The sequence below is a fragment of the Micromonospora sp. PRAS1 genome (genome assembly GCF_059553435.1).
This window is the reverse complement of sequence record NZ_JCANNB010000001.1, coordinates 257,663-280,254: the sequence shown is the minus strand read 5'-3', so window position 1 is coordinate 280,254 and position 22,592 is coordinate 257,663. Positions and strand designations below refer to the sequence as shown.

General features: G+C 71.0%; 21 protein-coding genes and 1 pseudogene. 16 read left to right on the top strand and 6 right to left on the bottom strand.

Going from position 1 to position 22,592, the window contains the following annotated elements; all coding sequences use genetic code 11:
• The first annotated feature begins 41 nt into the window (after positions 1–41).
• The 3 genes from AC507J_RS01305 (at position 42) to AC507J_RS01295 (ending at position 2,940) form a co-directional block, all read left to right on the top strand.
• Positions 42–977: an ABC transporter substrate-binding protein gene (locus AC507J_RS01305; RefSeq protein WP_496287168.1), complete on the top strand. Its 936-nt coding sequence runs from the start codon at positions 42–44 to the stop codon at positions 975–977.
• A 74-nt stretch (positions 978–1,051) separates the two neighbouring features.
• Positions 1,052–2,146, top strand: coding sequence for a FecCD family ABC transporter permease (locus AC507J_RS01300; protein WP_496287167.1), 1,095 nt, complete (start codon positions 1,052–1,054; stop codon positions 2,144–2,146).
• Positions 2,143–2,940: an ABC transporter ATP-binding protein gene (locus tag AC507J_RS01295; RefSeq protein ID WP_496287166.1), complete on the top strand. Its 798-nt coding sequence runs from the start codon at positions 2,143–2,145 to the stop codon at positions 2,938–2,940. The genes AC507J_RS01300 and AC507J_RS01295 overlap by 4 nt, the downstream gene beginning before the upstream one ends.
• A gap of 83 nt (positions 2,941–3,023) precedes the next feature.
• On the opposite strand, the gene AC507J_RS01290 is transcribed toward AC507J_RS01295, so the two are convergent.
• The 4 genes from AC507J_RS01290 to AC507J_RS01275 form a co-directional block, all read right to left on the bottom strand.
• Positions 3,024–3,791, bottom strand: a complete 768-nt coding sequence (locus AC507J_RS01290; RefSeq protein WP_496287165.1) for a VOC family protein — start codon at positions 3,789–3,791, stop codon at positions 3,024–3,026.
• A 97-nt stretch (positions 3,792–3,888) separates the two neighbouring features.
• Positions 3,889–4,626, bottom strand: a complete 738-nt coding sequence (locus AC507J_RS01285) for an ABC transporter permease (RefSeq protein ID WP_496287164.1) — start codon at positions 4,624–4,626, stop codon at positions 3,889–3,891.
• 13 nt (positions 4,627–4,639) lie between these two features.
• A complete protein-coding gene (locus AC507J_RS01280) occupies positions 4,640–5,530 on the bottom strand; it encodes an ABC transporter ATP-binding protein (protein ID WP_496287163.1) in 891 nt (296 codons plus the stop codon).
• Positions 5,531–5,590: 60 nt separating this feature from the next.
• Positions 5,591–7,618: a HelD family protein gene (locus AC507J_RS01275; protein ID WP_496287162.1), complete on the bottom strand. Its 2,028-nt coding sequence runs from the start codon at positions 7,616–7,618 to the stop codon at positions 5,591–5,593.
• A gap of 181 nt (positions 7,619–7,799) precedes the next feature.
• Here AC507J_RS01275 and AC507J_RS01270 point away from each other — a divergent pair, with 181 nt between their 5' ends.
• The 3 genes from AC507J_RS01270 (at position 7,800) to AC507J_RS01260 (ending at position 10,764) form a co-directional block, all read left to right on the top strand.
• Entirely contained in the window at positions 7,800–8,381 is a 582-nt protein-coding gene (locus tag AC507J_RS01270) for a helix-turn-helix domain-containing protein (RefSeq protein ID WP_496287161.1), read from the top strand.
• 41 nt (positions 8,382–8,422) lie between these two features.
• Entirely contained in the window at positions 8,423–9,787 is a 1,365-nt protein-coding gene (locus AC507J_RS01265) for an MFS transporter (protein ID WP_496287160.1), read from the top strand.
• Positions 9,788–9,912: 125 nt separating this feature from the next.
• Positions 9,913–10,764 (top strand): menaquinone biosynthetic enzyme MqnA/MqnD family protein, encoded by an 852-nt coding sequence (locus AC507J_RS01260; RefSeq protein WP_496287159.1) that lies wholly within the window; start codon positions 9,913–9,915, stop codon positions 10,762–10,764.
• 216 nt (positions 10,765–10,980) lie between these two features.
• On the opposite strand, the gene AC507J_RS01255 is transcribed toward AC507J_RS01260, so the two are convergent.
• Positions 10,981–11,925, bottom strand: a complete 945-nt coding sequence (locus tag AC507J_RS01255) for a serine hydrolase (RefSeq protein ID WP_496287158.1) — start codon at positions 11,923–11,925, stop codon at positions 10,981–10,983.
• On the bottom strand, positions 11,925–12,902 hold the full coding sequence (locus AC507J_RS01250; RefSeq protein WP_496287157.1) for a hypothetical protein: 978 nt from the start codon (positions 12,900–12,902) through the stop codon (positions 11,925–11,927). The genes AC507J_RS01255 and AC507J_RS01250 overlap by 1 nt, the downstream gene beginning before the upstream one ends.
• 362 nt (positions 12,903–13,264) lie before the next feature.
• On the opposite strand from AC507J_RS01250, the pseudogene paaA reads away from it, so the two are divergent.
• From paaA to AC507J_RS01200, 10 genes and pseudogenes are all read left to right on the top strand, one after another.
• Positions 13,265–14,308, top strand: a pseudogene (gene paaA, locus AC507J_RS01245) (1,2-phenylacetyl-CoA epoxidase subunit PaaA); the annotation flags it as partial.
• 98 nt (positions 14,309–14,406) lie between these two features.
• Positions 14,407–14,697, top strand: a complete 291-nt coding sequence (gene paaB / locus AC507J_RS01240; protein WP_496287156.1) for a 1,2-phenylacetyl-CoA epoxidase subunit PaaB — start codon at positions 14,407–14,409, stop codon at positions 14,695–14,697.
• A 55-nt stretch (positions 14,698–14,752) separates the two neighbouring features.
• Positions 14,753–15,478: a 1,2-phenylacetyl-CoA epoxidase subunit PaaC gene (paaC, locus tag AC507J_RS01235; protein ID WP_496287155.1), complete on the top strand. Its 726-nt coding sequence runs from the start codon at positions 14,753–14,755 to the stop codon at positions 15,476–15,478.
• 31 nt (positions 15,479–15,509) lie between these two features.
• Positions 15,510–15,980, top strand: a complete 471-nt coding sequence (gene paaD, locus AC507J_RS01230; RefSeq protein ID WP_496287365.1) for a 1,2-phenylacetyl-CoA epoxidase subunit PaaD — start codon at positions 15,510–15,512, stop codon at positions 15,978–15,980.
• Positions 15,977–17,092 carry a 1,2-phenylacetyl-CoA epoxidase subunit PaaE gene (gene paaE / locus AC507J_RS01225; RefSeq protein ID WP_496287154.1) on the top strand — a complete coding sequence of 372 codons (1,116 nt, stop codon included), beginning with the start codon at positions 15,977–15,979 and terminating at the stop codon, positions 17,090–17,092. The genes paaD and paaE overlap by 4 nt, the downstream gene beginning before the upstream one ends.
• Positions 17,093–17,283: 191 nt before the next feature.
• Entirely contained in the window at positions 17,284–18,084 is an 801-nt protein-coding gene (locus tag AC507J_RS01220) for an SGNH/GDSL hydrolase family protein (RefSeq protein WP_496287153.1), read from the top strand.
• 109 nt (positions 18,085–18,193) lie between these two features.
• Positions 18,194–18,646 carry a DUF5753 domain-containing protein gene (locus AC507J_RS01215; RefSeq protein ID WP_496287152.1) on the top strand — a complete coding sequence of 151 codons (453 nt, stop codon included), beginning with the start codon at positions 18,194–18,196 and terminating at the stop codon, positions 18,644–18,646.
• A gap of 6 nt (positions 18,647–18,652) precedes the next feature.
• Positions 18,653–18,922, top strand: coding sequence for a DUF397 domain-containing protein (locus AC507J_RS01210; RefSeq protein ID WP_496287151.1), 270 nt, complete (start codon positions 18,653–18,655; stop codon positions 18,920–18,922).
• 845 nt (positions 18,923–19,767) lie between these two features.
• Positions 19,768–20,961, top strand: a complete 1,194-nt coding sequence (mqnC, locus tag AC507J_RS01205; RefSeq protein ID WP_496287150.1) for a cyclic dehypoxanthinyl futalosine synthase — start codon at positions 19,768–19,770, stop codon at positions 20,959–20,961.
• A gap of 320 nt (positions 20,962–21,281) precedes the next feature.
• Positions 21,282–22,442, top strand: a complete 1,161-nt coding sequence (locus tag AC507J_RS01200; RefSeq protein ID WP_496287149.1) for an LPXTG cell wall anchor domain-containing protein — start codon at positions 21,282–21,284, stop codon at positions 22,440–22,442.
• Positions 22,443–22,592: the final 150 nt, after the last annotated feature.

The following is a 22,592-nucleotide window of genomic DNA, read 5'->3' as shown; positions in this document are numbered from 1 at the left end:
TGTCGGCGAAGCACCGCACTCCTCGACCGACAGGAGGACCGATGTTCAGACGTACCCCCCGGGTCTTCGCCGCCACTCTCGCGGTGGCCGCGCTCGCCCTCGGTGCCTGCGCCGAGAAGACAACCGAGACACCGGCCACCAGCGGCAGCCCGAGCGGTGCCGCCTTCCCCGTCACCGTCGGGTCGGTGACCCTGGAACAGCGCCCCGAGAAGATCGTCTCGCTCGCGCCGACCGCCACCGAGATGCTCTACGCGATCGGCGCCGGTCCGCAGGTCACCGCCGTCGACGACCAGTCCAACTTCCCGGCCGACGCCCCGCGCACCGAGCTTTCCGGGTACCAGCCGAACGCCGAGGCGGTCGCCGCGAAGGACCCCGACCTGGTGGTGCTCAGCGACGATCGCAACAAGATCGTCGACCAGCTCACCGCGCTGAAGATCCCGGTCTACGTGACCGCTGCGGCGCAGACGCTCGATGACTCGTACCGGCAGATCACCGAGCTGGGCACGCTCACCGGCAACGCCACCGAGGCGGCGGACCTCGTGCAGCGGATGAAGGACGACATCGCGAAGATCGTGGCCGAGGTGCCGCAGCGGGTCCAGGCGCCCACCTACTTCCACGAGCTGGGTCCGGAGCTGTACACCGCGACAAGCAAGACCTTCATCGGTTCGATCTACACCCTCGCCGGGCTGGAGAACATCGCCGACGCGGCCGACACCGACGGCAAGAGCGGTGGCTACCCGCAGCTCTCCCAGGAAGTGATCGTCAAGGCCGACCCGGACTTCATCTTCCTCGGCGACGTGCGGCAGGCCGGGCAGACCGCCGAGAAGGTCAAGGCCCGCAGCGGCTGGGCGGCACTCAGCGCGGTGAAGAACGACCAGATCGTGGAGCTCGACGACGACATCGCCTCCCGCTGGGGGCCGCGCGTGGTGGACCTGCTCAAGAGCATCGTGGACGCCACCAGCAAGGCATCCGAGTGACGGACCGCGAACGTCGTGCTCGGGGCGGCAGCTGGCGTGTTCCGGATGGCAGCCGTTAACAAGGGGCCCTTTCTATGCACCAGGCGTTAAAAGGGGGCCCGTCCTTCCCGCCGGCCGCGACGGTGCGGCCGGCGGGGCTGCGGATGAGCTGGCTCGCCGCCGGTGTGTTCGCCGTGCTCGTCGCGCTTGTCGCCGGCGTCTCGCTCGGCCCGGTCAGCCTGCCGCCGGGCAGCGTCGCGATCGAGCTGCTCAACCTGCTGCCCGGGGTACGCCTGGACAGCGGGCTGACCGAGCGGGAGATCGCCATCGTCACCGAGCTGCGGCTGCCCCGGGTGGTACTGGGCCTGCTTGTCGGTGGACTGCTCGCCCTGGCCGGTGCCGCGTACCAGGGGGTGTTCCGTAATCCGCTGGCCGACCCGTACCTGCTCGGGGTGGCTGCCGGTGCCGGGCTGGCGGTAACCGTCGTGTTGACCCTCGGCGTGGGGGCGGGCGGGACGATGAGCGGGCTGCCGGTGGCCGTTCCACTTGCCGCCTTCGCCGGCTCCCTCGGCGCGGTGGTGATGACGTACCTGCTCGGGGCGGCCGGCGGGCGCAGCCGCTCACCGGCCACGCTGATCCTGGCCGGGGTGGCCGTCTCCGCGTTCCTCTCCGCCGGGCAGACGTACCTGTTGCAACGGCACGCGGAGAGCATCCAGGCGGTCTACTCCTGGCTGCTCGGTCGGCTGGCCACCGCCGGTTGGCAGGACGTCCGGTTGGTCCTGCCGTACTTCCTGGTCACCGCCCTGGTCGTGCTGCTGTTCCGGCGTGAGCTGGACGTGCTCTCAGTCGGCGACGACGAGGCGGCCAGCCTGGGTCTGCACCCGCAGCGCTCGCGGTACCTGTTGATCGCCGCCGCCTCGCTGGGTACCGCCGCCGCCGTCTCGGCCTCCGGCCTGATCGGCTTCGTCGGCATCATCGTGCCGCACACCGTACGGCTGCTCGCCGGCTCGAGCTACCGGGTCATCCTCCCGCTGTCGCTGCTGTTCGGGGGGGCCTTTCTCGCCCTCACCGACGTGGTGGCCAGGACCGCAGCCGCACCGCAGGAGATCCCCATCGGGGTGGTCACCGCACTGCTCGGTGGTCCGTTCTTCGTCCTGGTGCTGCGCACCGCCCGGCGGGTACTGACATGACCCCGACCCCGCCCGCCCCCGCCGTCGAGGTACGTGACCTGCACGTTCGGCTGGACGGCGTACCGATTCTCACAGGTGTCGACCTGAGTGTGGCGGTCGGCGAGTGGGTCACCGTGATCGGCCCCAACGGTGCCGGCAAGTCGACCCTGCTGCGCGCCGTCGGCGGATTGCTCTCCGCGCCGGACGCCGTCCGGCTCTTCGGTACGCCCCTTGGCGAGCTGCGTCGTCGGGAACGGGCCCGGGTGGTGGCCACGGTCGCCCAGTCCCCGGTGGTGCCGCCCGGGATGGCGGTGCTGGACTACGTGCTGCTCGGCCGGAATCCGTACATTCCGCCGCTCGGTCGGGAATCTGCCGCTGACCTGGCGGTGGTGGACGAGGTGCTGGACCGGCTGGACCTGACCGGGTTCCGCACCCGCGAGCTGGCCACCCTCTCCGGCGGGGAACGGCAGCGGGTCTTCCTGGCGCGGGCGCTGGCGCAGGGCGCCACCCTGCTGCTGCTCGACGAGCCCACCAGCGCCCTGGATATCGGCCATCAACAGGAGGTTCTCGAACTTGTCGACCAGTTGCGCGGCGCGCACGGCCTGACGGTGCTGGCCACCATGCACGACCTCTCGATCGCCGGCGAGTACGCCGACCGGATGGTGCTGCTCGCGGAGGGCCGGGTGGCCGCCACCGGCACGCCCACCCAGGTCCTCACCGAGGATCTGCTCTCCCACCACTACCGCGCCCACGTGCAGGTCATCCCCACCCCGCACGGCCCGGTCATCCTCCCCACCCGCCCACCCCGCCCCTGAACCCCCGCGATCTTGCACTTTGCGTCGCGACAAAAGCTGCGATCCGGTCAAAACGCCGACCGAAAGCGCAAGGTCGACGGGGCTCAGGAGGGGGCCAGGGCGATGGCGGAGAAGAGGGCACCGTCCGGGTCGCGCAGGGCGGTGGTCCGGCCGGCGGGAATGCCGCGCGGTGGGACCAGGATGGTGCCGCCCAGTTCGGCGGCGCGGGCGGCGGTGGCGTCGGCGTCGGCGACGGAGAAGTAGACGGTCCAGTAGGCCGGTGAGTCGGCCGGGAACTCCTCGCCCAGCGGCGGCATCATCCCGGCCACCATCCGGTCGCCGAGCCGCCATCCGGTGTAGGCGAGCTGTCCCATCGGCTCCTCCTCGGGCTGCCATCCGAAGACCAGCTCGTAGAAGGCCCGCGCCCCCTCGGGATCGGGGGTGACCAGCTCGGTCCAGCTCATCGCGCCGGGAACGTCGAAGACCTCGGCACCGGCAAAGCTCATCGGCTGCCAGACGCTGAACGCGGCACCGGCCGGGTCGGAGAAGACCGCCATCCGGCCCCGGTCGAAGACCTCGAACGGCGGCACCACCACCTGTCCGCCCGCCCGCTGCACCCGGCCGGCGACCAGGTCGGCGTCGTCGGTGGCGACGTAGGTGGACCAGATCGGCACCTGCTCCGGTACGGCCGGTGGACCGACCCCGGCGACGGCCCGGCCGTCCAGCAGGAACGTGGTGTAACCGCCCGCCTCCGGTTCCGGGTCCACCCGACCGGTCCAGCCGAACAGCTCGGGGTAGAACCGCCGGGCCGCGTCCAGGCCGGGGGTGGCCAGGTCTGCCCAGCAGGGTGTGCCCGACGGGACGCTCGCCACGGCCACCCCTTCCGACCCTGGGGCGGCCACCGGCCGGCCACCCCTTCCGGCATCGTGGCACCGGCGGCCCGCCGCCCGGGGCGCAACGGGGCGAACGTCAACTGAACCGGCGACCCTCGTCCCGGCGGTACGCCCAGCCGGCGAGCGCGGCCAGCAACACCAGCCAGACACCGAGCATGACAAGCGACAACGGGTTCACCGAATAATCGCCGACCGCCGCCCACATCAGCTCCACCGCGCCCCGGGTGGGCAGGTACGGCGCGATCGCCTGGATGAAGCCGGGCGCCTGATCCGGTGCGGAGAGCAGCCCGCCGCCGAAGGCGAGCGGAAAGAAGATCAGCTGGGCCACCACGATCGCCGCCTTGCTCGGTAGCGCGTACCCGATGCTCAGCCCCATCAGCGTGAACGGCACCGAGATCACCCCCACGGTGGCCAACGCCAGCAGGAACGCCCCCGGGGTGATCCGGGCCTCGGTAAGCGTCGCCGCGATGACCACGACGGGGATCAGCGACAGGTAGGTGACGACCAGTCCGGCCGTGATCCGGCCGGCGAAGCGCGGTGCCGAACCGGCGGGCAGCGTACGGGTGAACGGGTCCCAGGGCTGCGCCCGGTCCTCGGCGACGCCGACCCCGTACTGGAAGATGTTGGAGCTCATCACCGAGAAGGTGACCATCGACGCGGTGGCGAAGGTGGCGCCCACCGGGTCCTTGCCGGCGAACGGCACCACGAAGAAGAGCATCGCGGCGGCCGGGAAGAATGCGCTGCCGAAGATCGCAATCGGGATGCGGACCGTCTCCAGCAGCTGGTAGCGCGCGTGAGTCAGGGCGAGTGGCACGGTGCTGGTCTCCTCAGACGGCTGTCGGCTCGGCGGCGACGTCGGCGGTGGTGATGGCGAGGAACGCCTCCTCCAGCGAGGTGGGTCGGACCTCCAGGTCGCGGAATTCGGCCCCGCTGGTGACCAGGTCCCGGACCAGCTGGTCGGCGTCGGGGGTGAAGAGGTGGGTACGACCGTCGACCCGCTCGGTGCGGGCCACGCCGGGCAGCGGCGGCAGGTCGTCGACGGTCAGGCTGACCCGGCGTACGCCGACGACCGCCCGGATCGCGTCGACGCTGTCGTCGGCCAGCACCCGACCGTGGCCGATCACCACCACCCGATGCGCGAGCGCCTCCACCTCCTCCAGGTAGTGGCTGCTCAGCAGCACCGTTCCGCCCTCGGCGTGGAACGCCCGGATCGCCTCCCACAGGGTGTGCCGGGCCTCCACGTCCAGGCCGGTGGTCGGCTCGTCGAGCACGACCAGCCGGGGCCGGCCGACGAAGGCGAGCGCCACCGCGAGCCGGCGCTTCTGCCCGCCGGAGAGCCCACCCGTCTGCCGCCGTACCAGCTCGCCGAGGCCGAACCGGTCGAGCAGTTCGCCGCGCGGGATCGGGTCGGGGTAGTGGGCGGAGACGAAATCGACCACCTCACCGACCCGCAACGTGGCCGGTAGACCGGTCTCCTGCGGGGTGACGCCGAGCCGGCGCCGGCTCGCCGGGTCGCGCGGGTCGCCGCCGAAGAGTTCCACCCGACCGGACGTCGGACGGCGCAGCCCGACCAGCAGGTTGATCAGCGTGCTCTTGCCGGCACCGTTCGGCCCCAGCAGGCCGACCAGCTCGCCCGCGGGCACGTCGAGGTCGACCTGATCCAGGGCGAGGGTGCTGCCGTAGCGGCGGCTGACCCGCTCAGCTCGGGCGAGGGTCACGGACGGCTCCTTCCAGGTGCTCGTGTTACCGGTCTATCTGGTGGGCGCAAGCGGGAGCGGTCACGCCAGCGGGTCGGGCAGCGGATCGGCGTGCAGCACCGACAGCCGGGACACGGCCCGGGTGAGCACCACGTACAGCCGGTGCAGTCCGCGTGGCTCGGCCGCCACGATGGCCGCCGGCTCGACGACTATGACCTGGTCGTACTCCAGGCCCTTGACGAGGGTGGCCGGCAGCACGGCGACCCGCGTCGCGGGCTGTGGGTCGTCGGCGGTCGCGGTCTCGACGCCCGCCGCCGCCAGCGCCGCCCGCAGCCCGGCCACCGCGCCGTCCTCGGCGATCACCCCGATCGAACCCTCGTGCGCCAGCGCCGCCCGGACCTCGGCCACCGTCGCCGCCGGAAGATCGGTGACGGTACGCAGATCGAGCGCGCCGTCGCGGCGGAGCGACTCGGCCGGCGGTACGTCGACGGCGAGCGCCGGCAGCAACCGGTTGGCGAAGGCGAGCACGGCTGCGGGCACCCGGAAGCCGACAGTCAACGGCACCACGGCCGCGTCCGGCTTGCCCAGGTGACGCAGGGTCTCCCGCCAGTCGGTGGCGGCCCACGCCGCGGTGCCCTGGGCCAGGTCACCGAGGAGCGTGAGCGAGCCGTGCTCGCTGCGCCGGGCAATCACCCGGCACTGCATCGGCGAGAGGTCCTGCGCCTCGTCGACCACGACGTGCCCGTAACCGGCGGGACGTTCGAGCAGGCCGGCCGCCTCGTCGATCAGGATCGCGTCGGCGGCGGTCCACCGGGTCGCCTTCGGCGTGCGGCCCAGCCTGCTGCCGCCGGTGAGCAGGTCCTGTTCCGCCGGGGAGAGCAGGCCGTCGGCGGCTGCGGCGAGCCGGACGGGGTCGGCGAGCAGCGCGTGCACCAGGCCGTCCGGGGTGAGCGCCGGCCAGACGGTGTCCAGGAAGGCGGTGACCGGCTTCGACCGGCCCATCCGGCGCAACCAGGCGTCGCTCGGCGACTCCGCCCGCCGCGCCTCGGCCTGCCGTTGTAGCAGACCGACCACCCGGGCCCGGACCCGGTCCCGACCCACGGCGTACGGCAGCTGCTCGGCGCGGGTCTCCTGCACCAGCCGGTGCAGCGGCTCCAACCCGATCCGCCAGCGGAACGAGCCGTCGGAGACGGTGATCGCCTCGGTCGGCTCGCCGACGTACGCGTCCACCGCCCGCCGCAGCACCTCGGCCATCCGCGCGTCGTGCTTGAGCGCGGCCACCGGCGCCGGATCCACTCCCCGTACCGGCACCCGGTCGACCAGGTCCTCGACGGTGGCCTGCGCGACCTCCACCTCGCCGAGGGCGGGCAGCACCGCCGCGATGTACGCCAGGAAGGCCCGGTTCGGGCCGACGACCAGCACCTTCGACCGGCGTAGCCGTTCCCGGTGCAGATAGAGCAGGTACGCGGCGCGGTGCAGCCCCACCGCGGTCTTCCCGGTGCCCGGCGCGCCCTGTACGCAGATCGAGGCGGTCAGGTCGGCGCGGACCAGCTCGTCCTGCTCGGGCTGGATGGTGGCGACGATGTCGCGCATCGGCCCGACCCGGGGCCGCTCGATCTCGGCGGTGAGGATCCGGCTGGCCGTGCCGAGTTCCTCGCCCCGGTCCAGTTGCTCGTCCTCGAAGCTGGTGAGCACCCCGTCGCTGAAGCCGAACCGGCGGCGTACCGCGAGGCCCTGCGGGTCGCGGGCGCTGGCCCGGTAGAACGACCGGGAGACCGGTGCCCGCCAGTCCAGCACCAGCGGTTCGCCCTGCTCGTCGGTGACGTGTCGGCGTCCGACGTGGTACCGCCGCCCGGCGTGGTCGGTCTCCGCGTCGCCGAAGTCGAGCCGGCCGAAGAAGAGCGGGGTACGCGGATCGTCGGCCAGCTCGGCCACCCGCCGCGCGAGATGTCGGCCGAGCTGTTCCGCGGTGTACGCGTCCCCAGCCACCTTGTCACCGGTGACGAAGAGTGCCTCGGCGCGTTCCCGCATCCGGCGTAGGGCCGTACGGGAGGTGTCCAGGTGTTCGCGTTCGGCCTTGAGGTCGGCGTCGAGGTCGGGTGCGGGCACGATGCGATTCCTCACGGAGGTTCCGGTTGCTCGCTCGCGTGTCCGGGGCGGATGGCCGGCGCCCGGCGCGGGGACGTCCGCTGCGGTGCGTGCTCACCGCGGCCGTCAAGCGAACGGAAAGCCTACTCCGGGCAGCAGCGCTGGCAACCGCATTCTCATCCTGGTCGGGGATCATGAGGGGATGACGGAGGCGCAACCCGAGCTGCCCCGGGTGACGATCAGCGACCCGCAGACGCTGCGGGCGCTCGCCCACCCGGCCCGGCTCGCGATCATGGAGCATCTCGCGACAACCGAGGGCGCGGTGACCGCCACCGAGTGTGCCGAGGTGGCGGGGCTCTCCCCGAGCGCGACCAGCTACCACCTCCGGGCGCTGGCCCGGTTCGGGCTGGTGGAGGCGGCACCGAGTCGGGGGGATGCCCGGGAACGGTTGTGGCGCAGCACGGTCCACTCCTGGACGATCGACGCCGGTCGGGCCGCCGACCCGTCGACGCGGGAGGCCGAGCAGAGCCTCGTCGAGGCATTCCTGGCCCGGGAGCTGGAGCGCAGCCGCGACTGGCTGCGCCGGGCACCCGACGAGTCGGAGGAGTGGTATCGGAACGCGATGCTCAGCGAGTCGTTGCTGCTGCTCACGGCCGAGGAGTTGGCCGAGGTGAACCGCGCGGTGCTGGCGGTGCTGCGGCCGTACCGGAAGCGGGGCCGGACCGATCCGCCGCCGGGCGCCCGTCGGGTGGCGATCCAGTACAAGGCGCTGCCGCTGGACTGAGGGGCTTGCGTGGGCCAGATGTGAAGCATTACTTTCGAAGTATGTCTTTCACATCTGGTGGCTCGCGCTGGCCTGACGTGGGCCTCGCCACCGCCGCCCGGGGCATCGCCACCTGCGGGGACTTCCTCGCCGCCACCACGCTGACGCTCACCCTCCAGTCGGCCGGGGCCGGTGGCACGGCCGTGGCCGGGGTGCTGCTGGCGGCCACCCTGCCGCTGGTGCTGCTCGCCCCGTTGACCGGGCGGCTCGCCGATCGGGTGGACAGCCGGACCCTGCTGATCGGGGCGGGACTGGCGCAGTCGGTGATCTGCCTCAACCTGGCGTACGCCCGGCACCCGCTGCTGGTCGTCTGCCTGATCGCGCTGCTCGCCACCGGCCTGGCGGTCACCCAGCCGGTGCTCTCCGCCCTGATCCCCGCGATGGTGCGCCCCGCCGACCTGCCCCGGGCGACCGCGCTCAACCAGACCGCCGGCATGCTGGGCGTACTCGCCGGCCCGGCCCTGGCCGGCTTCCTGGTCGGCTGGTTCGGCAGCCGGGTGCCGCTGCTGGTGGGTGCGGTGAGCTACCTCGCGCTCGTGGTCGCCGGGCTGCTCATCCGAACCCGTCGCGGCGGTGCCCGGTCCTCGACGCCGTCGGCTGCCGGTGCCGCCTCGACGCCGGGCGGTGCCGCGGCGGACTGGCGACTGCGCCGGGACCCGCTGCTGGTGGCGACGGTGGCCACCCTGGCCGGGGTGATCGCGGCGATCGGGGCGATCAACGTGATCGACGTCTTCTACATCCGGGAGACCCTCGGCGCCTCTGCCTCCGTCTACGGCCTGGTGAGCGGGACGTGGACGCTGGGCATGCTCTGCGGCGCCTGGATCTTCGCCCGGCTGGCCCGGCGGTTCACCGATGACGCCGCCCTGATCCAGGGCGGTCTGCTCCTGCTGGGCGGCTGCTGCCTGATGGTGCTGGTCTCGGCGACGGTGCCGGTGGCGTTGCTGATAGTGCCGATCTGGCTGGTCGGCGGCGTGTGCAACGGCGGCGACAACGTCTTCCACAACATGGTGGTGGCCCGGCGGGTGCCGGAGGCCGTACGCGGGCGGGCCTTCGCCGCGATCGGCGCGGCCGTGCAGGGGGCCGCGATGGTCGGCTACCTCATCGGCGGGCTGTTGCTTGAGGTGAGCGAGCCCCGGCCGCTGATCGTCGGCTGCGGGGTCGCCGGCTTGCTGATGCTGCTCGGCTTCGTCCGGCCGGTCCGGCGAGCGATCCGGGCCGAGCGCTCCCGCCTCGCCGAGCTCCCCCTCGTCGCCGAGCTCCCCCGCGTCGCCGAGCTCCCCCCGCCCGCAGGGCCGGCGAGCCCCAGACCCGCACCGCTCCAGCACGTCGATCATGAAGTTGTTGTCCGCCCTTCCGGCGTGTCGTGATAACAACTTCATGGTCAACACTGAATCGGGTGGCTCGGGGCGGGGAACGGGGGGCGGGTGCGGGGTTGGCCACTTCCGCGCCGGCCCGCTGAGCAGCTCGGCGGCGGCGGGGATACGGTCGGGACATGGTCGAGCGCGTCGCCCGCCCCCGGGTCGGGCACATCCAGTTCCTGAACTGCCTGCCGATCTACTGGGGGCTGATGCGCTCCGGCGCGCTGCTCGACGTCGACCTGCACAAGGACTCGCCGGACCGGCTGAACGCCGCGCTGGTCGCCGGTGACCTGGACATCGGTCCGATCTCCCTGGTCGAGTACCTGCGCCACGCCGACGAACTGCTGCTCCTGCCCGACCTTGCGGTCGGCAGCGACGGCCCGGTGCTCTCGGTCAACCTGGTCAGCACCCGGCCGCCGGCCGAACTCGACGGCGCCCGGGTGGCGCTGGGCTCCACCTCACGGACCGGGGTGCTGCTCGCCCAGTTGCTGCTCCGCGAGCGGTACGGCGTCCACCCGAACTACTTCCGCTGCCCGCCGGATCTGACCCAGATGCTGCTGGAGGCGGACGCCGGAGTGCTCATCGGCGACGTCGCCCTGCGCGCCCTCTACGAGGCGCCCCGCCGTGGGCTGGCCGTGACCGACCTGGGGCAGGCGTGGCGGGAGTGGACCGGCCTGCCGATGGTCTTCGCCGTCTGGGCGGTCCGCCGCGACTTCGCCGCCGCCCACCCCGGCCTGGTCAAGGAGGTGCACGAGGCGTTCCTGCGCTCGCGTGACCTGTGCCTGGCCGAACTCGACCAGGTCGCCGAGTCGGCGGCCCGCTGGGAGTCCTTCGACGCGGCCACCCTGGCCTCGTACTTCCGGGCGCTGGACTTCTCCCTCGGCGACCGTCAGATCGCCGGCCTGCGCGAGTTCGCCCGCCGCGCCGCCGCCCTGGGCGAAACCCCCGCCCTCCCCACCCCCGGCCCCACCTTCTTCCCCCACTGACCACCCCCCGCCGCCCTCGCCCCCGCCGCCCTCGCCCTCGCCCCCGCCCGCCCTCGCCCCCGCCCACCCTCGCCCCCGCCGATCTTGCACTTTCGGTCGCCGAAACGCGGCTTATGCCCGGAAATGCGGCGACGGAAAGTGCAAGATCGACGCAGCTGGGCGCGGCGAGGGTGGGGCGGGGGGCGTGGCGAGGGTGGGGCGGGGGGTGGGGTGGGGTTAGGGGGTGGTTAGGAGGGACTCGGTGATGGTTTGGCAGTTGTCCATGCCGTACTCGTAGCCCTTGTTGATGGGGTAGCGGAGCATCACGCCCATCGTCCAGGTGTCCCCGATGGCGAGGCAGTTGACGTGAATCTCCTGCTCGCGGGTGCGGTCGACCCAACCGTTCTTGATGGCGATCTTCTTGGCCTCGTCGGCCGGGAACGCCTTGCGGATGCCGAAGTCGCCGGCTCCGCGTACCAGGCGCATCTCTTTGAGTAGCCACTTGGTCCACTTGGGCCCGGCGGCGGTGCCGTCGGCGATGCAGTTGCCGAGCCGGGCGGTGTCCCGAGGCGACAGCTCGGTACGGCTCCAGCCGAGATCACTGGAAACCTTGCTGTCGGTGAGGTCGCAGGTCGACAGCAGCCGCTTGATCGAGGCGGACCGGCCGATCTGGGTGTAGAGCTGTTCGGTGCGCTCGTTGTCGCTGTCCCGGATGATCCTGGTCAGGTCACCGAGCTTGGCATCGCTCGGAGTCTGGCCGGCGTCGGCGGTACGACGCAGGTAGTCCGCGACGATCCAGGACTTGATCAGGGACGCGGTGGTGTTGGTCTCGTCCATGTTCTCCGAGCCGATGATCTCGCCCGAGCGCCGGTCCAGGACGCTCCAGCCGTACCAGCCGTCGATGTCCAGGTCGAGCTTCTTCGCCTCGAACGGCAGCGGCTCGGGCTCGGGTGACGGGCTCGGCGAGGGCGAGGGCCGGGTGCTGCGGTCGGTCAGGTTGCCGTTCCGCTCGCTCGGCGACGACTCGCCTCGCCCCCACTGGGCGGCGGCGGTGGACTCGAACGGCGAACCGGGCAGCAGGCGCAACGAGACCAGGACCAGTCCGATCAGTACGGAGGCGATGGCGATGAGACGTAACGGGGATGTCTCGCCCTTGCGGCCACCCCGGCGGCGGGCGGCCATCAGAGCTTCCCGATCGGCTGCTGCGGGACCTTGACGGCGCCGCCGGGCTGCGGCGTCACGAGCTGGGCCGCGACGCTGGCGCAGACGTCGGATCCGTAATCGAGCCCACTGCTCTGCGGGTAGCGCAGCATCACCGCGAGACTCCACTTCTCGGTCACGGCAAGGCAGTTGACGTGCCAGTTGCCGTCGTAGTTGAGGGGTGTCCAACCGTTCTTGATGCTGACCGGCCCCTGACTGGTGATCGATTCGGGCAGGCCGTCGATGATGCCCCACTTGCCACCACCGGAGCGGGGCTTCTGGTCCTTGGCCGCGGTGCTGCCGCGTACCTTGCTCATCTCGGTGAGCAGCCACTCGGTCCATTTGGGGCCGGCGGCCCGGCCGTCGGCGATGCAGTCGCCGAGCCGTACGGCGTCGCGTGCCGACATCCGGGTGAAGCTCCACCAACCCTCGTAGCCGGGGACATTGCCCCGCTTGGTGTCGGTGAGGTCGCAGATGCTGATCGCCCGCTTGATCACCGGCCCGGGCTGGCCGCCGGCCGGTACGGTGTACGAGCCGCCGGCATGGCGGTAGATGAGGTTCGCCGCGTCGTCGTCGCTGTCCCGGATGGCCAGGCTGGCGGCCTTCTTGAAGGTCGCCTGCGGCTCCTCGTCGCCGAGCTGGCGCAGGTAGTCGGCGACGATCCAGGCCTTGAGCATCGACTCGGTGGAGCTGGTGGCGGCCAGGTTCTTCGAGCCGGAGATCTCGCCCGACTCGCGGTCCATCAGCGCCCACGAGAAGAACTCGCCCTTGAAGTTGACCGAGACCTTGCCGGCGGCGAGGGTCGGTGGCGGCGGTGGCTCGGGGCTGGGCGCGGCGACGCTCTGCTGGCCGGGGTTCGCCTCGTCGCTGGAAAGCCGGGCGTACGCCGCCGGCACCAGCATGGCGCCGCCGAGCAGCACCGTCGTGACGGCGAACACCATGATCACGCGAGATCGCATGAGCGGGTGAGCTCCAGATGTCAGGGCCGGGGGGACCGGCTGTTGCCAGGACTGACCGGTCTGGATCGCCTCGGGGCCGGGGGTAGCGGCCCTGTTCAGCCGGCAATCGTCTGCAGCCGATCGGTATGACGTGGGAAGTCTACGTCCGGATTGCCGGTCCGCCAGGATTCGGCACCGGGCAACTCGCCGTGAAGACGGGATAACCAGCCGCTATGGGTCGGTTGCGAGGATTTGCCCGCTGCTGGTGACCTAAGTCATAGCCCGGCGAGGTTACAACCGGCAGTGAGCTGGTGACGATCGGATGCTTCGCATTTCTATGACACCCTCTGGCCAATTGCAGTGCGAGCTGTAACACTGAGGGCATGTATGGCAATGATTTCCCGGGCGAGGGCGGACCCGGCGGTCTGCTCGGTGAGGTCGAGGCCGCCGAGGCGGCACTGCGCAGCGCCGCGGCGCGGGATCGCGGCGTGGCCGGCCCGGGTGCGGACCTGGACGCCTACTTCACGGAGATCATCGCTGCCGATCAGAAGATCGAGCCGCGCGACTGGATGCCGGAGCCGTATCGCCGCACGCTGATCCGGCAGATCGCCCAGCACGCCCACTCGGAGATCATCGGCATGCAGCCGGAGGGGAACTGGATCAGCCGCGCCCCCTCGCTCAAACGCAAGGCGATCCTGCTGGCGAAGGTGCAGGACGAGGCGGGCCACGGCCTCTACCTCTACGCCGCCGCCGAGACCCTGGGCATCAGCCGCGACGAACTGGTCGAGCTGCTGCTGGACGGTCGGCAGAAGTACAGCTCGATCTTCAACTACCCCACTCTCACCTGGGCCGACGTCGGTGCCATCGGATGGCTGGTGGACGGCGCGGCGATCGTCAACCAGGTCCCGCTCTGCCGCTGCTCCTACGGCCCGTACGCCCGCGCCATGATCCGGGTCTGCAAGGAGGAGTCGTTCCACCAACGGCAGGGCTACGAGATTCTGCACACCCTGGCGCACGGCACCCCGGCGCAGCGGGCGATGGCGCAGGACGCGGTGGACCGCTGGTGGTACCCGTCGTTGGCCATGTTCGGCCCGCCGGACGGCGACTCCACCCACTCCGCCCGGTCGATGGCCTGGAAGATCAAGCGCTTCTCCAACGACGAGCTGCGCCAGCGCTTCGTGGACATGTGCGTCGGCCAGGCGGAGGTGCTCGGGCTGACCATCCCCGACCCGGACCTGCGCTGGAACGAGGAGCGCGGCGCGTACGACTTCACCCAGCCCGACTACGACGAGCTGATGCGGGTCATCTCCGGCGATGGGCCGTGCAACCGGCAGCGGCTGGCGCACCGCCGCCGCGCCCACACCGAGGGCGCCTGGGTACGCGAGGCCGCCGCGACGTACGCGGCGAAGCAGGCAAACAGGCAGCAGGCAAATAGGCCGCAGGCGAGCGGGCAACAGGCAAACAGGCCGCAGGCGAGCGGGCAACAGGCGAGCGGGCAGCAGGTAGGCAAGGAGCAGGTCGCGGCATGAGCAGCAAGGAATCCTCCCCGCTCTGGGAGGTCTTCGTCCGGGCCCGGCGAGGGCTGGCGCACAGCCACGTCGGCAGCCTGCACGCTCCCGACGCCGAGCTGGCCCTGCGCAATGCCCGGGACCTCTACACCCGCCGTCAGGAAGGGGTGTCGATCTGGGTGGTGCCGGCGAGCGCGATCACCGCCTCCAGCCCGGACGAGAAGGACGCCTTCTTCGACCCGGCGGCCGACAAGGTCTACCGACACCCCACCTTCTACGAGGTGCCAGAAGGGGCGGCACACCTGTGAGCGCGAGGAGTGAGCGGGGTTCGCGAGCCCCGCAGTCGCGAACGGAGACGGTCCTATGAAAGGTCCCTTCGCCTTCACGCTCGGTCTCGGTGACGACGCGCTGATCGCGGCGCAGCGGCTCGCCGAGTGGACCACCCGTGCGCCGGAGATGGAGGAGGACATCGCGCTGGCCAACATCGCGCTGGACCAGCTCGGCGCGGCGCGGCTGCTGCTGTCGTACGCGGGCGAGCTGGAGAGTGCCGGCCGGGACGAGGACGCGCTGGCCTTCCTCCGGGACGACCGGGAGTTCCGCAACTGTCTCCTGGTCGAGCTGCCCAACGGCGACTTCGCGGTGACCATGGCGAAGCTGCTCGTCCTGGCGGCGTACCAGCTTCCGCTCTACACCGCGCTTGCCGGTTGCGCCGACGAACGGCTGGCCGCGATCGGTGGCAAGGCGCGCAAGGAGTCCGCGTACCACCTCGACCATGCCGCGCTCTGGGTGAAGCGCCTGGGCGATGGGACCGAGGAGTCGCACCGGCGGATGCAGGCCGGCCTTGACCAGATCTGGCCGTACGCCCATGAGCTGTTCGCCGCCCAGCCGGAGGCACCGGTCGACCCGGCCACCCTGCGGGCCGACTTCGACGCGACCGTCTCGACGGTGGTCGCCGAGGCGACGTTGATCCTGCCGGAGTCCGGCTGGGCACCTGCCGGCGGGCGGGACGGGGTGCACACCGAACACCTGTCGTACCTGCTCGCGGAGATGCAGGTGCTGCACCGCGCCCATCCCGGGGCCCACTGGTGAGCGGTCGGGAGATGACGTGCCGGTGGCGACGGTGAACACCGCCCACGAGGCCGTGGCGGCGGTGGTGGATCCGGAGATCCGGGTGGTCACCATCGCCGACCTCGGCATCCTGCGCTCGGTCGAGGAGGACCCGGAGACCGGGCGGGTGGTGGTCACCATCACGCCCACCTACACCGGGTGCCCGGCGATGGACGTCATCCGCGCCGACATCCGGCGGGCGGTCGTCGCGGCCGGGCATCCGGAGGTCGAGGTACGCACGGTGCACAGCCCGGCCTGGAGCACCGACTGGATCACCGACGCCGGGCGGGCCAAGCTGGCCGCCGCCGGTATCGCCCCGCCGGCCCGGCGCGCCGGAGTCGTACCGTTGACCTTGGCCGTCCGTTGCCCGCGTTGCGGTTCGCCGGAGACCGAGCAGCTGAGCCGCTTCGGCTCCACCGCCTGCAAGGCACTCTGGCGCTGCCGCGCCTGCTCCGAACCCTTCGACCATGTGAAGGCGCTGTGACTGTCACCATCACCCGCCCGGTCCGTCGCCGGCCGGTGTTCCATCCGCTGCCCGTCACCGCCGTGGACCGGCTCACCGCCGACGCCGTCGCGATCACCTTCGCGGTGCCCGAGGAGCTGCGCGCGACGTTCGCGTTCCGCGCCGGCCAGCACCTCACGGTGCGCCTGCCCGGCGGGGAGGGTGCGGACGGCGCGGACGTGCGCCGGTCGTACTCCATCTGTTCCACCCCGCAGGAGTTGGCGCGGCACGGCCGGTTGCGGATCGGGGTGCGGGAGATCCCCGGCGGCGCCTTCTCGTCGTTCGCCTGCGCCGCGTTGCGCGCGGGCGACAGCGTCGAGGTGCTGCCGCCGCTGGGGCACTTCACCACGGCGTACGCGCCGGACCGGGTCCGCCGCTACGGCGCGGTGGTCGCCGGTTCCGGCATCACTCCGGTGCTGTCGCTTGTCGCCACCGTCCTGGCCGTCGAGCCGGCCAGCACCTTCACACTGGTGTACGGCAACCGCACGGCGAACAGCGTGATGTTCGCCGAGGAACTGGCCGACCTGAAGGACCGCTACCCGACCCGGCTGCACCTGGTGCACGTGCTCTCCCGTGAGCAGGGCGAGTCACCCCTGCTCTCCGGCCGGATCGACGCCGAGCGGCTGGCCCGGCTGCTGGAGACCATCGTGCCCGGCGAGGCGATCGAGGAATGGTTCCTCTGCGGCCCGTACGGGCTGGTGGTGGCGGCCCGTGAGGTGCTCACCGCACGGGGCGTGGCGGAGCCGGCGGTGCACACCGAGCTGTTCCACGTCGACGCGCCACCGGAGCCGGTCCGCCGCCCCGACGAGTCGGCCGGCGGCACGGAGGTGACGATCCTGCTCGACGGCCGTTCGTCGAGTTTCACCATGCGCCGCGACGAGCGGGTGCTGGACGCGGCGCTGAAGGTCCGCAGCGAGCTGCCGTACGCCTGCAAGGGCGGGGTCTGCTCGACCTGCCGGGCCAGGGTGGTCGCCGGCGAGGTCGAGATGGCCCGCAACTACGCCCTGGAGCCCGACGAGGTGGCCGCCGGGTACGTGCTGACCTGCCAGTCCAGCCCACTTACCGAAACCCTCACCGTCGACTACGACGCGTGACGGCCGGGGTGCTGATCGCGCCGATCGCCGAGTCGGGAAATTCTTCACCCCAGACGTGAACGTGGGTGGGCCTGCGGCCGTCAAGGTGTCGCGGGCGGAAGCGGAGTGCCCGGTGGCGGTGACCGCCGCCGTACTCCACATTGGACGATCAGGTCCGCCTCCCGCTTTGGGTCTCCGGTCGAAGGGAAGCTATGCGCAAGTTCACGTCGGTGCTCCTCGCTGCGGTCATGACGTCCGTGGCGATGAGCGCTGCGGCCACCGCCCCCGCCCAGGCTGCGGCCACCCAGGAGTACGTCGCGCTCGGCGACTCGTACGCCTCCGGGGTCGGGGCGTACCCGTACGACTCCGCCAGCGGCGCGTGTCTGCGCAGCCCGAAGAGCTACCCCAAGCTGTTCGCGTCCTCTGTCCCGGGGTACGCGCTGAAGGACGTCACCTGCAGCGGTGCCACCATCGAGGACGTCCGCAGCAAGCAGCTCTCCGCGCTGACCAGCAAGACCGCCCTGGTCAGCATCACGCTGGGTGGCAACGACGCCCAGTTCTCGTCGGTGGCAAGGGCCTGTCTCACCGAGAGCGAGTGGTACTGCGAGACGGCGACGATGTATTCGTCGTACTACGCCAGGAACCAGATGGTGGGCGAGCTGGCCGGCCTGTACGGCGAGATCAAGCGGCGCGCCCCCAAGGCGAAGGTGGTCGTGCTCGGCTACCCGAGGCTGGTCGCGCCGACTGGCTCGTGCGGTGCAATCAGCCCCAGCGCCACCAAGCGCACCTACATGAACGGCAACGCCGACGCGGTGGCCGAGGGCACCCGGGCGGCGGCGAGCCGGGCCGGGGTCACCTTCGTCGACATGCGTCCGGTGCTCGCCGGCTACGAGGCGTGCAGCCCCAAGCCGTTCCTCCACGGGGTCAACCTGACCCGCCTCACCGAGACCTTCCACCCGACGGTCGAGGGTCACGCGGCCTACACCTTCCTGTTGGCGGCGCACCGGGTCTGACGTTTCCGGGTCGGCGCTGTCCCGTGCCACCTGGGCAGGGGGCAGTGCCGCCGCAGCTCATCAATCAGATTCCTCCTGATCGTTGTCGGGCGTACCGGCCCATGCGCTCATGTGTGGCGGCGGGGCGCCGGAGGCCCAGGCGCAGTCCCGGGTGGCAGCCCGGCTCGGCCGGCAGGCCATCCTGAGCCGGTCCACCCCACCGACCCTGCACGCCCTGATCGACGAGGCGGTGTTGCGCCGGGCGCTCGGTGGCCCGGCGGTGATGGCCCGCCGACTGCGGCATCTGGTCGACGCCGTCGAGCGGCCGAACGTGACGCTGCGGGTGGTGCCGCTAGCGGTCGGCGCACACACCGGGCTGGACGGCTCGTTCGCGCTGCTCGACTTTCCCCGCAACCGATCCGTGGTTTATCTCGACCACAAACTGACCGGGCTGTTCCTCGAAGAGGTGCCGCAGGTGGCTCACTTCCGGGGCGAGGCGGATAGGCTTGCCACAGTGGCGCTGAGCCCCGCCGAATCGGTGCGGCTCGTTGCGCGGATCGCAACGGAGCACGAGCGGGAGTGAGCCGTCATGATCATCCTCGACCTGTCCGGCGCGGCCTGGTGCAAGTCCAGCCGTAGCGGCGCCAACGCCAACTGCGTGGAGGTGGCCGAGGTGCCGGCCACCGCTTGGCGTAAGTCCAACCGCAGCGGCTCGAACGCAAACTGCGTGGAGGTGGCCGAGCTGACCCGGGCGGTAGCCGTACGTGATTCCAAGGACCCCACCGGCCCGGTACTGGCCTTTGCGCGCCCGGCCTGGTCGTATTTTGTCGCTGGCCTCCGACAGTCGCGTCAGCCCTGATCCGAGACCGGCCGAAATGGTGTTCCGTCTCGGTCGTCGGGGTGTGGTCCGGAGCGCGGCGGTAGGTATGGCTACCAGGTGCAAACCATTCGCCGCGTCGGCGCATCGTCCGGCGATTGCCGTCGAGCCCGTTGGCAGTGGGCCTGTGGCATGTTGTGGGGCGGATGATGCCTGGGTCAGACGAATAGCTGGCTCCCGCTCGGGCGGCCGAGGAGGATGCTGGCTGCCAAACACGCCACCGACTCGGCGTAATCCGTAGTCTGTCAGGAAGTGAATGGCGGCTCCGTCGCAGGAGGATGGTGGTCGGTCTTGGGCCTGCTCAATCGGCTCGGCCTGCGCGGTCCGTTGGGCCCGTTCGCACTGCACGGCTCGTCCGCCCCACGCGGATTGCTCGGCTGCGGGCTGCCTGGTCTCGCTGGTTGCTGTGCGGGTGTTCGACCTGGTCCGGGCGTGGTGTAAACGCTCGGCGTGGCGGCGGGTCAGACCCCAGGTGCGGTGTCGTTCGTGAGTGCGGCGGAATTCGTCACGGCTGGGACAGTAGTTGCGGGATGCTTTCCTGTCCCGCATTCTGGCCAACTTGGCCGTGGTGAACAACTGTAGCTGCCGCATGAGAATATTATCGCTCAGCGAAAGGCTCCACGCCTGCCCGAACGAATGTTCGATTCAGATATTTTCAGTGTCGGCCACGTAAGCGAATTTCGCCGCGTGGCCGGTGTTGTTCTCGAGTCGCATTGCGCGTATGTCCCTATGGCTCTGGGGCAGCCATCGCCTCCAGGGGCTGTGTGGCCCAGGTCGCGGGATGGGCGCAGGTGGTCGGCGGGGAGGTCCGGCGTACGCTCGGAGGCGTGATGGTGAGTCGGGAGATCGAGGACATCCTGCAGCGTGGCGCGGACGGTGGGCGGATCACGCCCGAGGAGGCGCTGCTGCTCTACACCGAGGCGCCGTTCCACGCCCTCGGCGAGGCGGCCGACGCGGTACGGCGTCGCCGCTACCCGGACAACATCGTCACGTACCTGATCGACCGCAACATCAACTACACGAACGTCTGCGTGACGGCGTGCAAGTTCTGCGCCTTCTACCGGGCGCCGAAGCACAAGGAGGGGTGGACCCACCCGACCGAGGAGATCCTGCGCCGGTGCGGCGAGGCGGTCGAGCTGGGCGCCACCCAGGTGATGCTCCAGGGCGGCCACCACCCGGACTACGGCGTGGAGTACTACGAGGAGCTGTTCTCCTCGGTCAAGCAGGCGTACCCGCAGCTGGCCATCCACTCGATCGGGCCGAGCGAGATCCTGCACATGGCGAAGGTGTCCGGGGTGAGCCTGGACGAGGCCATCGCCCGGATCAAGGCCGCCGGGCTGGACTCGATCGCCGGTGCCGGTGCCGAGATGCTGCCGGAGCGCCCGCGCAAGGCGATCGCGCCGCTTAAGGAGTCGGGCGAGCGCTGGCTGGAGGTCATGGAGCTGGCGCACCGGCAGGGCATCGAGTCGACCGCGACGATGATGATGGGCACCGGTGAGACCGCCGCCGAGCGGATCGAGCACCTGCGGATGATCCGTGACGTGCAGGACCGGACCCGCGGCTTCCGGGCCTTCATCCCGTGGACGTACCAGCCGGAGAACAACCACCTCAAGGGTCGGACCCAGGCGACCACGCTTGAGTACCTGCGCCTGGTGGCGGTGGCCCGGCTCTTCTTCGAGACGGTGCCGCACCTGCAGGCGTCCTGGCTGACCACTGGCAAGGACGTCGGTCAGCTCGCGCTGCACCTCGGCGTCGACGACCTCGGCTCGATCATGCTGGAGGAGAACGTGATCTCCTCAGCCGGTGCGCGGCACCGGTCGAATCTGCACGAGCTGATCGGGATGATCCGCTCCGCCGACCGGATCCCCGCCCAGCGGGACACCCTCTACAACCGGTTGGCCGTGCACCACACGCCCGAGGACGATCCGACCGACGACCGGGTGGTCTCGCACTTCTCCTCGATCGCGCTGCCCGGTGGCGGGGCGGCGGCCCGGTCGCTGCCCCTGGTCGAGGCGAACTGACCCGGCGCGGCTGACTACCGCCCGTCATCACTGATCCGACACCGCGTCAGCGGTGCGGTTCATGCTGCGATCAACCGAACGGGCAGCCAAATCATCCATCCGGTTCAAAGCGTCGGGCCGCCTCGCCGTGCCGACGGGTGTGGCGGGGCAACAAGACCGATCAATCCGGACAATCCTTAAGTGGCCATTAGCTGAGCAGCTTGTAACGGTTGTGAAGCGGGGTGGCGGGAGTGATCGTGGACCGCTAACGTCCCCGCCCGTACGTTTCCATCCACCCCACGGGGGAGACCATCTCCATGATCTTCCGTACCCGCCGCGCCGTGAGTATGGCTGCGGCCGCGCTGCTCGCCTCGGGCGCCTTCACCGCCCTTGGCGCGCCGGCCCATGCCGCCGGCACCGAAACCGACCTGGCGGTCACCGCCGCCGGCACCCGGCTCGCCGCCGGTGCCGAGGGCAAGGTCGGTTGGGCCAAGATTGCCAACCAGGGTGAGGGCACGCCGAGCAAGGTGCTCTTCAAGATCGACACGTCCAAGGTGGACACCAGCAAGCTCGTGGTGGAGGCCTTCACCGGTGAGGGCGACCTGTGCCGTCCCACCGGCGACCGGACGCCCGGGCTCTTCACCTGCGAGCTCACCGCGATCCCCGGGCCGGGCGAGACCACCGAGGTGCCGCTCGTCCTGTTCAAGCCCACCGAGGCGGTCACCGGGCCGTACAGCGCCCCGGTGACGATCAGCATCGAGTCGGCGGACGACACCGACGACAGCAACAACAGCGTCGACGTCGACGTCGAGCTGACCGCGGAGAGCGGCGTCGACCTGGGCGTGATCGTCCCCGACGTGAAGACCCGCATCGACCTCGACACCTTCGAGGAAGAGGGCCCGCTGCGTCCCGGCGACTTCGGCATCCTCTGGAGTGAGGTCATCAACCAGGGCGACCGGATCGCCAAGGGCGTCAAGCTCACCTACCAGCTGCCGAAGGGGGTCTCCTTCCTCCCGGTCGACGGCTGCGACCTCAGCGCCAACGAGCGCACTCTCGTCTGCGAGGACAAGAGCTTCCCGTTCGAGCCGGACACGATCCTGCTGCTCCCGCTCGCCGTCGAGGTGAGCGAGAAGGTCGAGGCGCCGGTCACGCTGAAGGACGGCTCGCTGGCGGCCACCTCCTTCGGTGAACTGCCGGCCGAGGCTCGGGTGAGCGCCCAGAACCGCAAGCCGGGCTTTGCGAAGGCCGAGGTGCGCGACGCCGAGGACTCGGAGTTCGCCGACCTCGACCCGTCGGACAACTCCGACGGCTTCGCCGTGGTCGTCGCCGCCTCGGAGGGCGGTGGCGGTGGCGGCGGTGGCCTGCCGGTCACCGGCGTGCAGGCCGGTCTGATCGGTGCGGTCGGCGCGGGCGTGGTGCTCGCCGGCGCGGCGATGTTCCTGGTTGCCCGCCGTCGTCGGGTGGTCATGGTGACCCCGGGCGACGAGAAGACGACCAACTGAGGTTCGTCCTCCATCGGCTCGCGAGAGCCGTTCACATAACGCAGGGCAGTGCGGGCGGGATGGGTGACCATCCCGCCCGCACTGTGTCGTGGGTCGACCCCGGCGACCCTGGGCGCGCAGGGCGAGAAGGCGGGCTGGCAGAGTGGGGGA

Excerpts from the sequence above, each read along its gene's own strand:
- AC507J_RS01305 (WP_496287168.1), top strand. The coding sequence starts at position 42 with ATGTTCAGACGTACCCCCCGGGTCTTCGCCGCCACTCTCGCGGTGGCC.
- AC507J_RS01300 (WP_496287167.1), top strand. The coding sequence starts at position 1,052 with ATGCACCAGGCGTTAAAAGGGGGCCCGTCCTTCCCGCCGGCCGCGACG.
- AC507J_RS01295 (WP_496287166.1), top strand. The coding sequence starts at position 2,143 with ATGACCCCGACCCCGCCCGCCCCCGCCGTCGAGGTACGTGACCTGCAC.
- AC507J_RS01270 (WP_496287161.1), top strand. The coding sequence starts at position 7,800 with ATGACGGAGGCGCAACCCGAGCTGCCCCGGGTGACGATCAGCGACCCG.
- AC507J_RS01265 (WP_496287160.1), top strand. The coding sequence starts at position 8,423 with ATGTCTTTCACATCTGGTGGCTCGCGCTGGCCTGACGTGGGCCTCGCC.
- AC507J_RS01260 (WP_496287159.1), top strand. The coding sequence starts at position 9,913 with ATGGTCGAGCGCGTCGCCCGCCCCCGGGTCGGGCACATCCAGTTCCTG.
- AC507J_RS01255 (WP_496287158.1), bottom strand. The coding sequence starts at position 11,925 with ATGGCCGCCCGCCGCCGGGGTGGCCGCAAGGGCGAGACATCCCCGTTA.
- AC507J_RS01250 (WP_496287157.1), bottom strand. The coding sequence starts at position 12,902 with ATGCGATCTCGCGTGATCATGGTGTTCGCCGTCACGACGGTGCTGCTC.
- paaB (WP_496287156.1), top strand. The coding sequence starts at position 14,407 with ATGAGCAGCAAGGAATCCTCCCCGCTCTGGGAGGTCTTCGTCCGGGCC.
- paaC (WP_496287155.1), top strand. The coding sequence starts at position 14,753 with ATGAAAGGTCCCTTCGCCTTCACGCTCGGTCTCGGTGACGACGCGCTG.
- AC507J_RS01220 (WP_496287153.1), top strand. The coding sequence starts at position 17,284 with ATGCGCAAGTTCACGTCGGTGCTCCTCGCTGCGGTCATGACGTCCGTG.
- AC507J_RS01215 (WP_496287152.1), top strand. The coding sequence starts at position 18,194 with ATGTGTGGCGGCGGGGCGCCGGAGGCCCAGGCGCAGTCCCGGGTGGCA.
- AC507J_RS01210 (WP_496287151.1), top strand. The coding sequence starts at position 18,653 with ATGATCATCCTCGACCTGTCCGGCGCGGCCTGGTGCAAGTCCAGCCGT.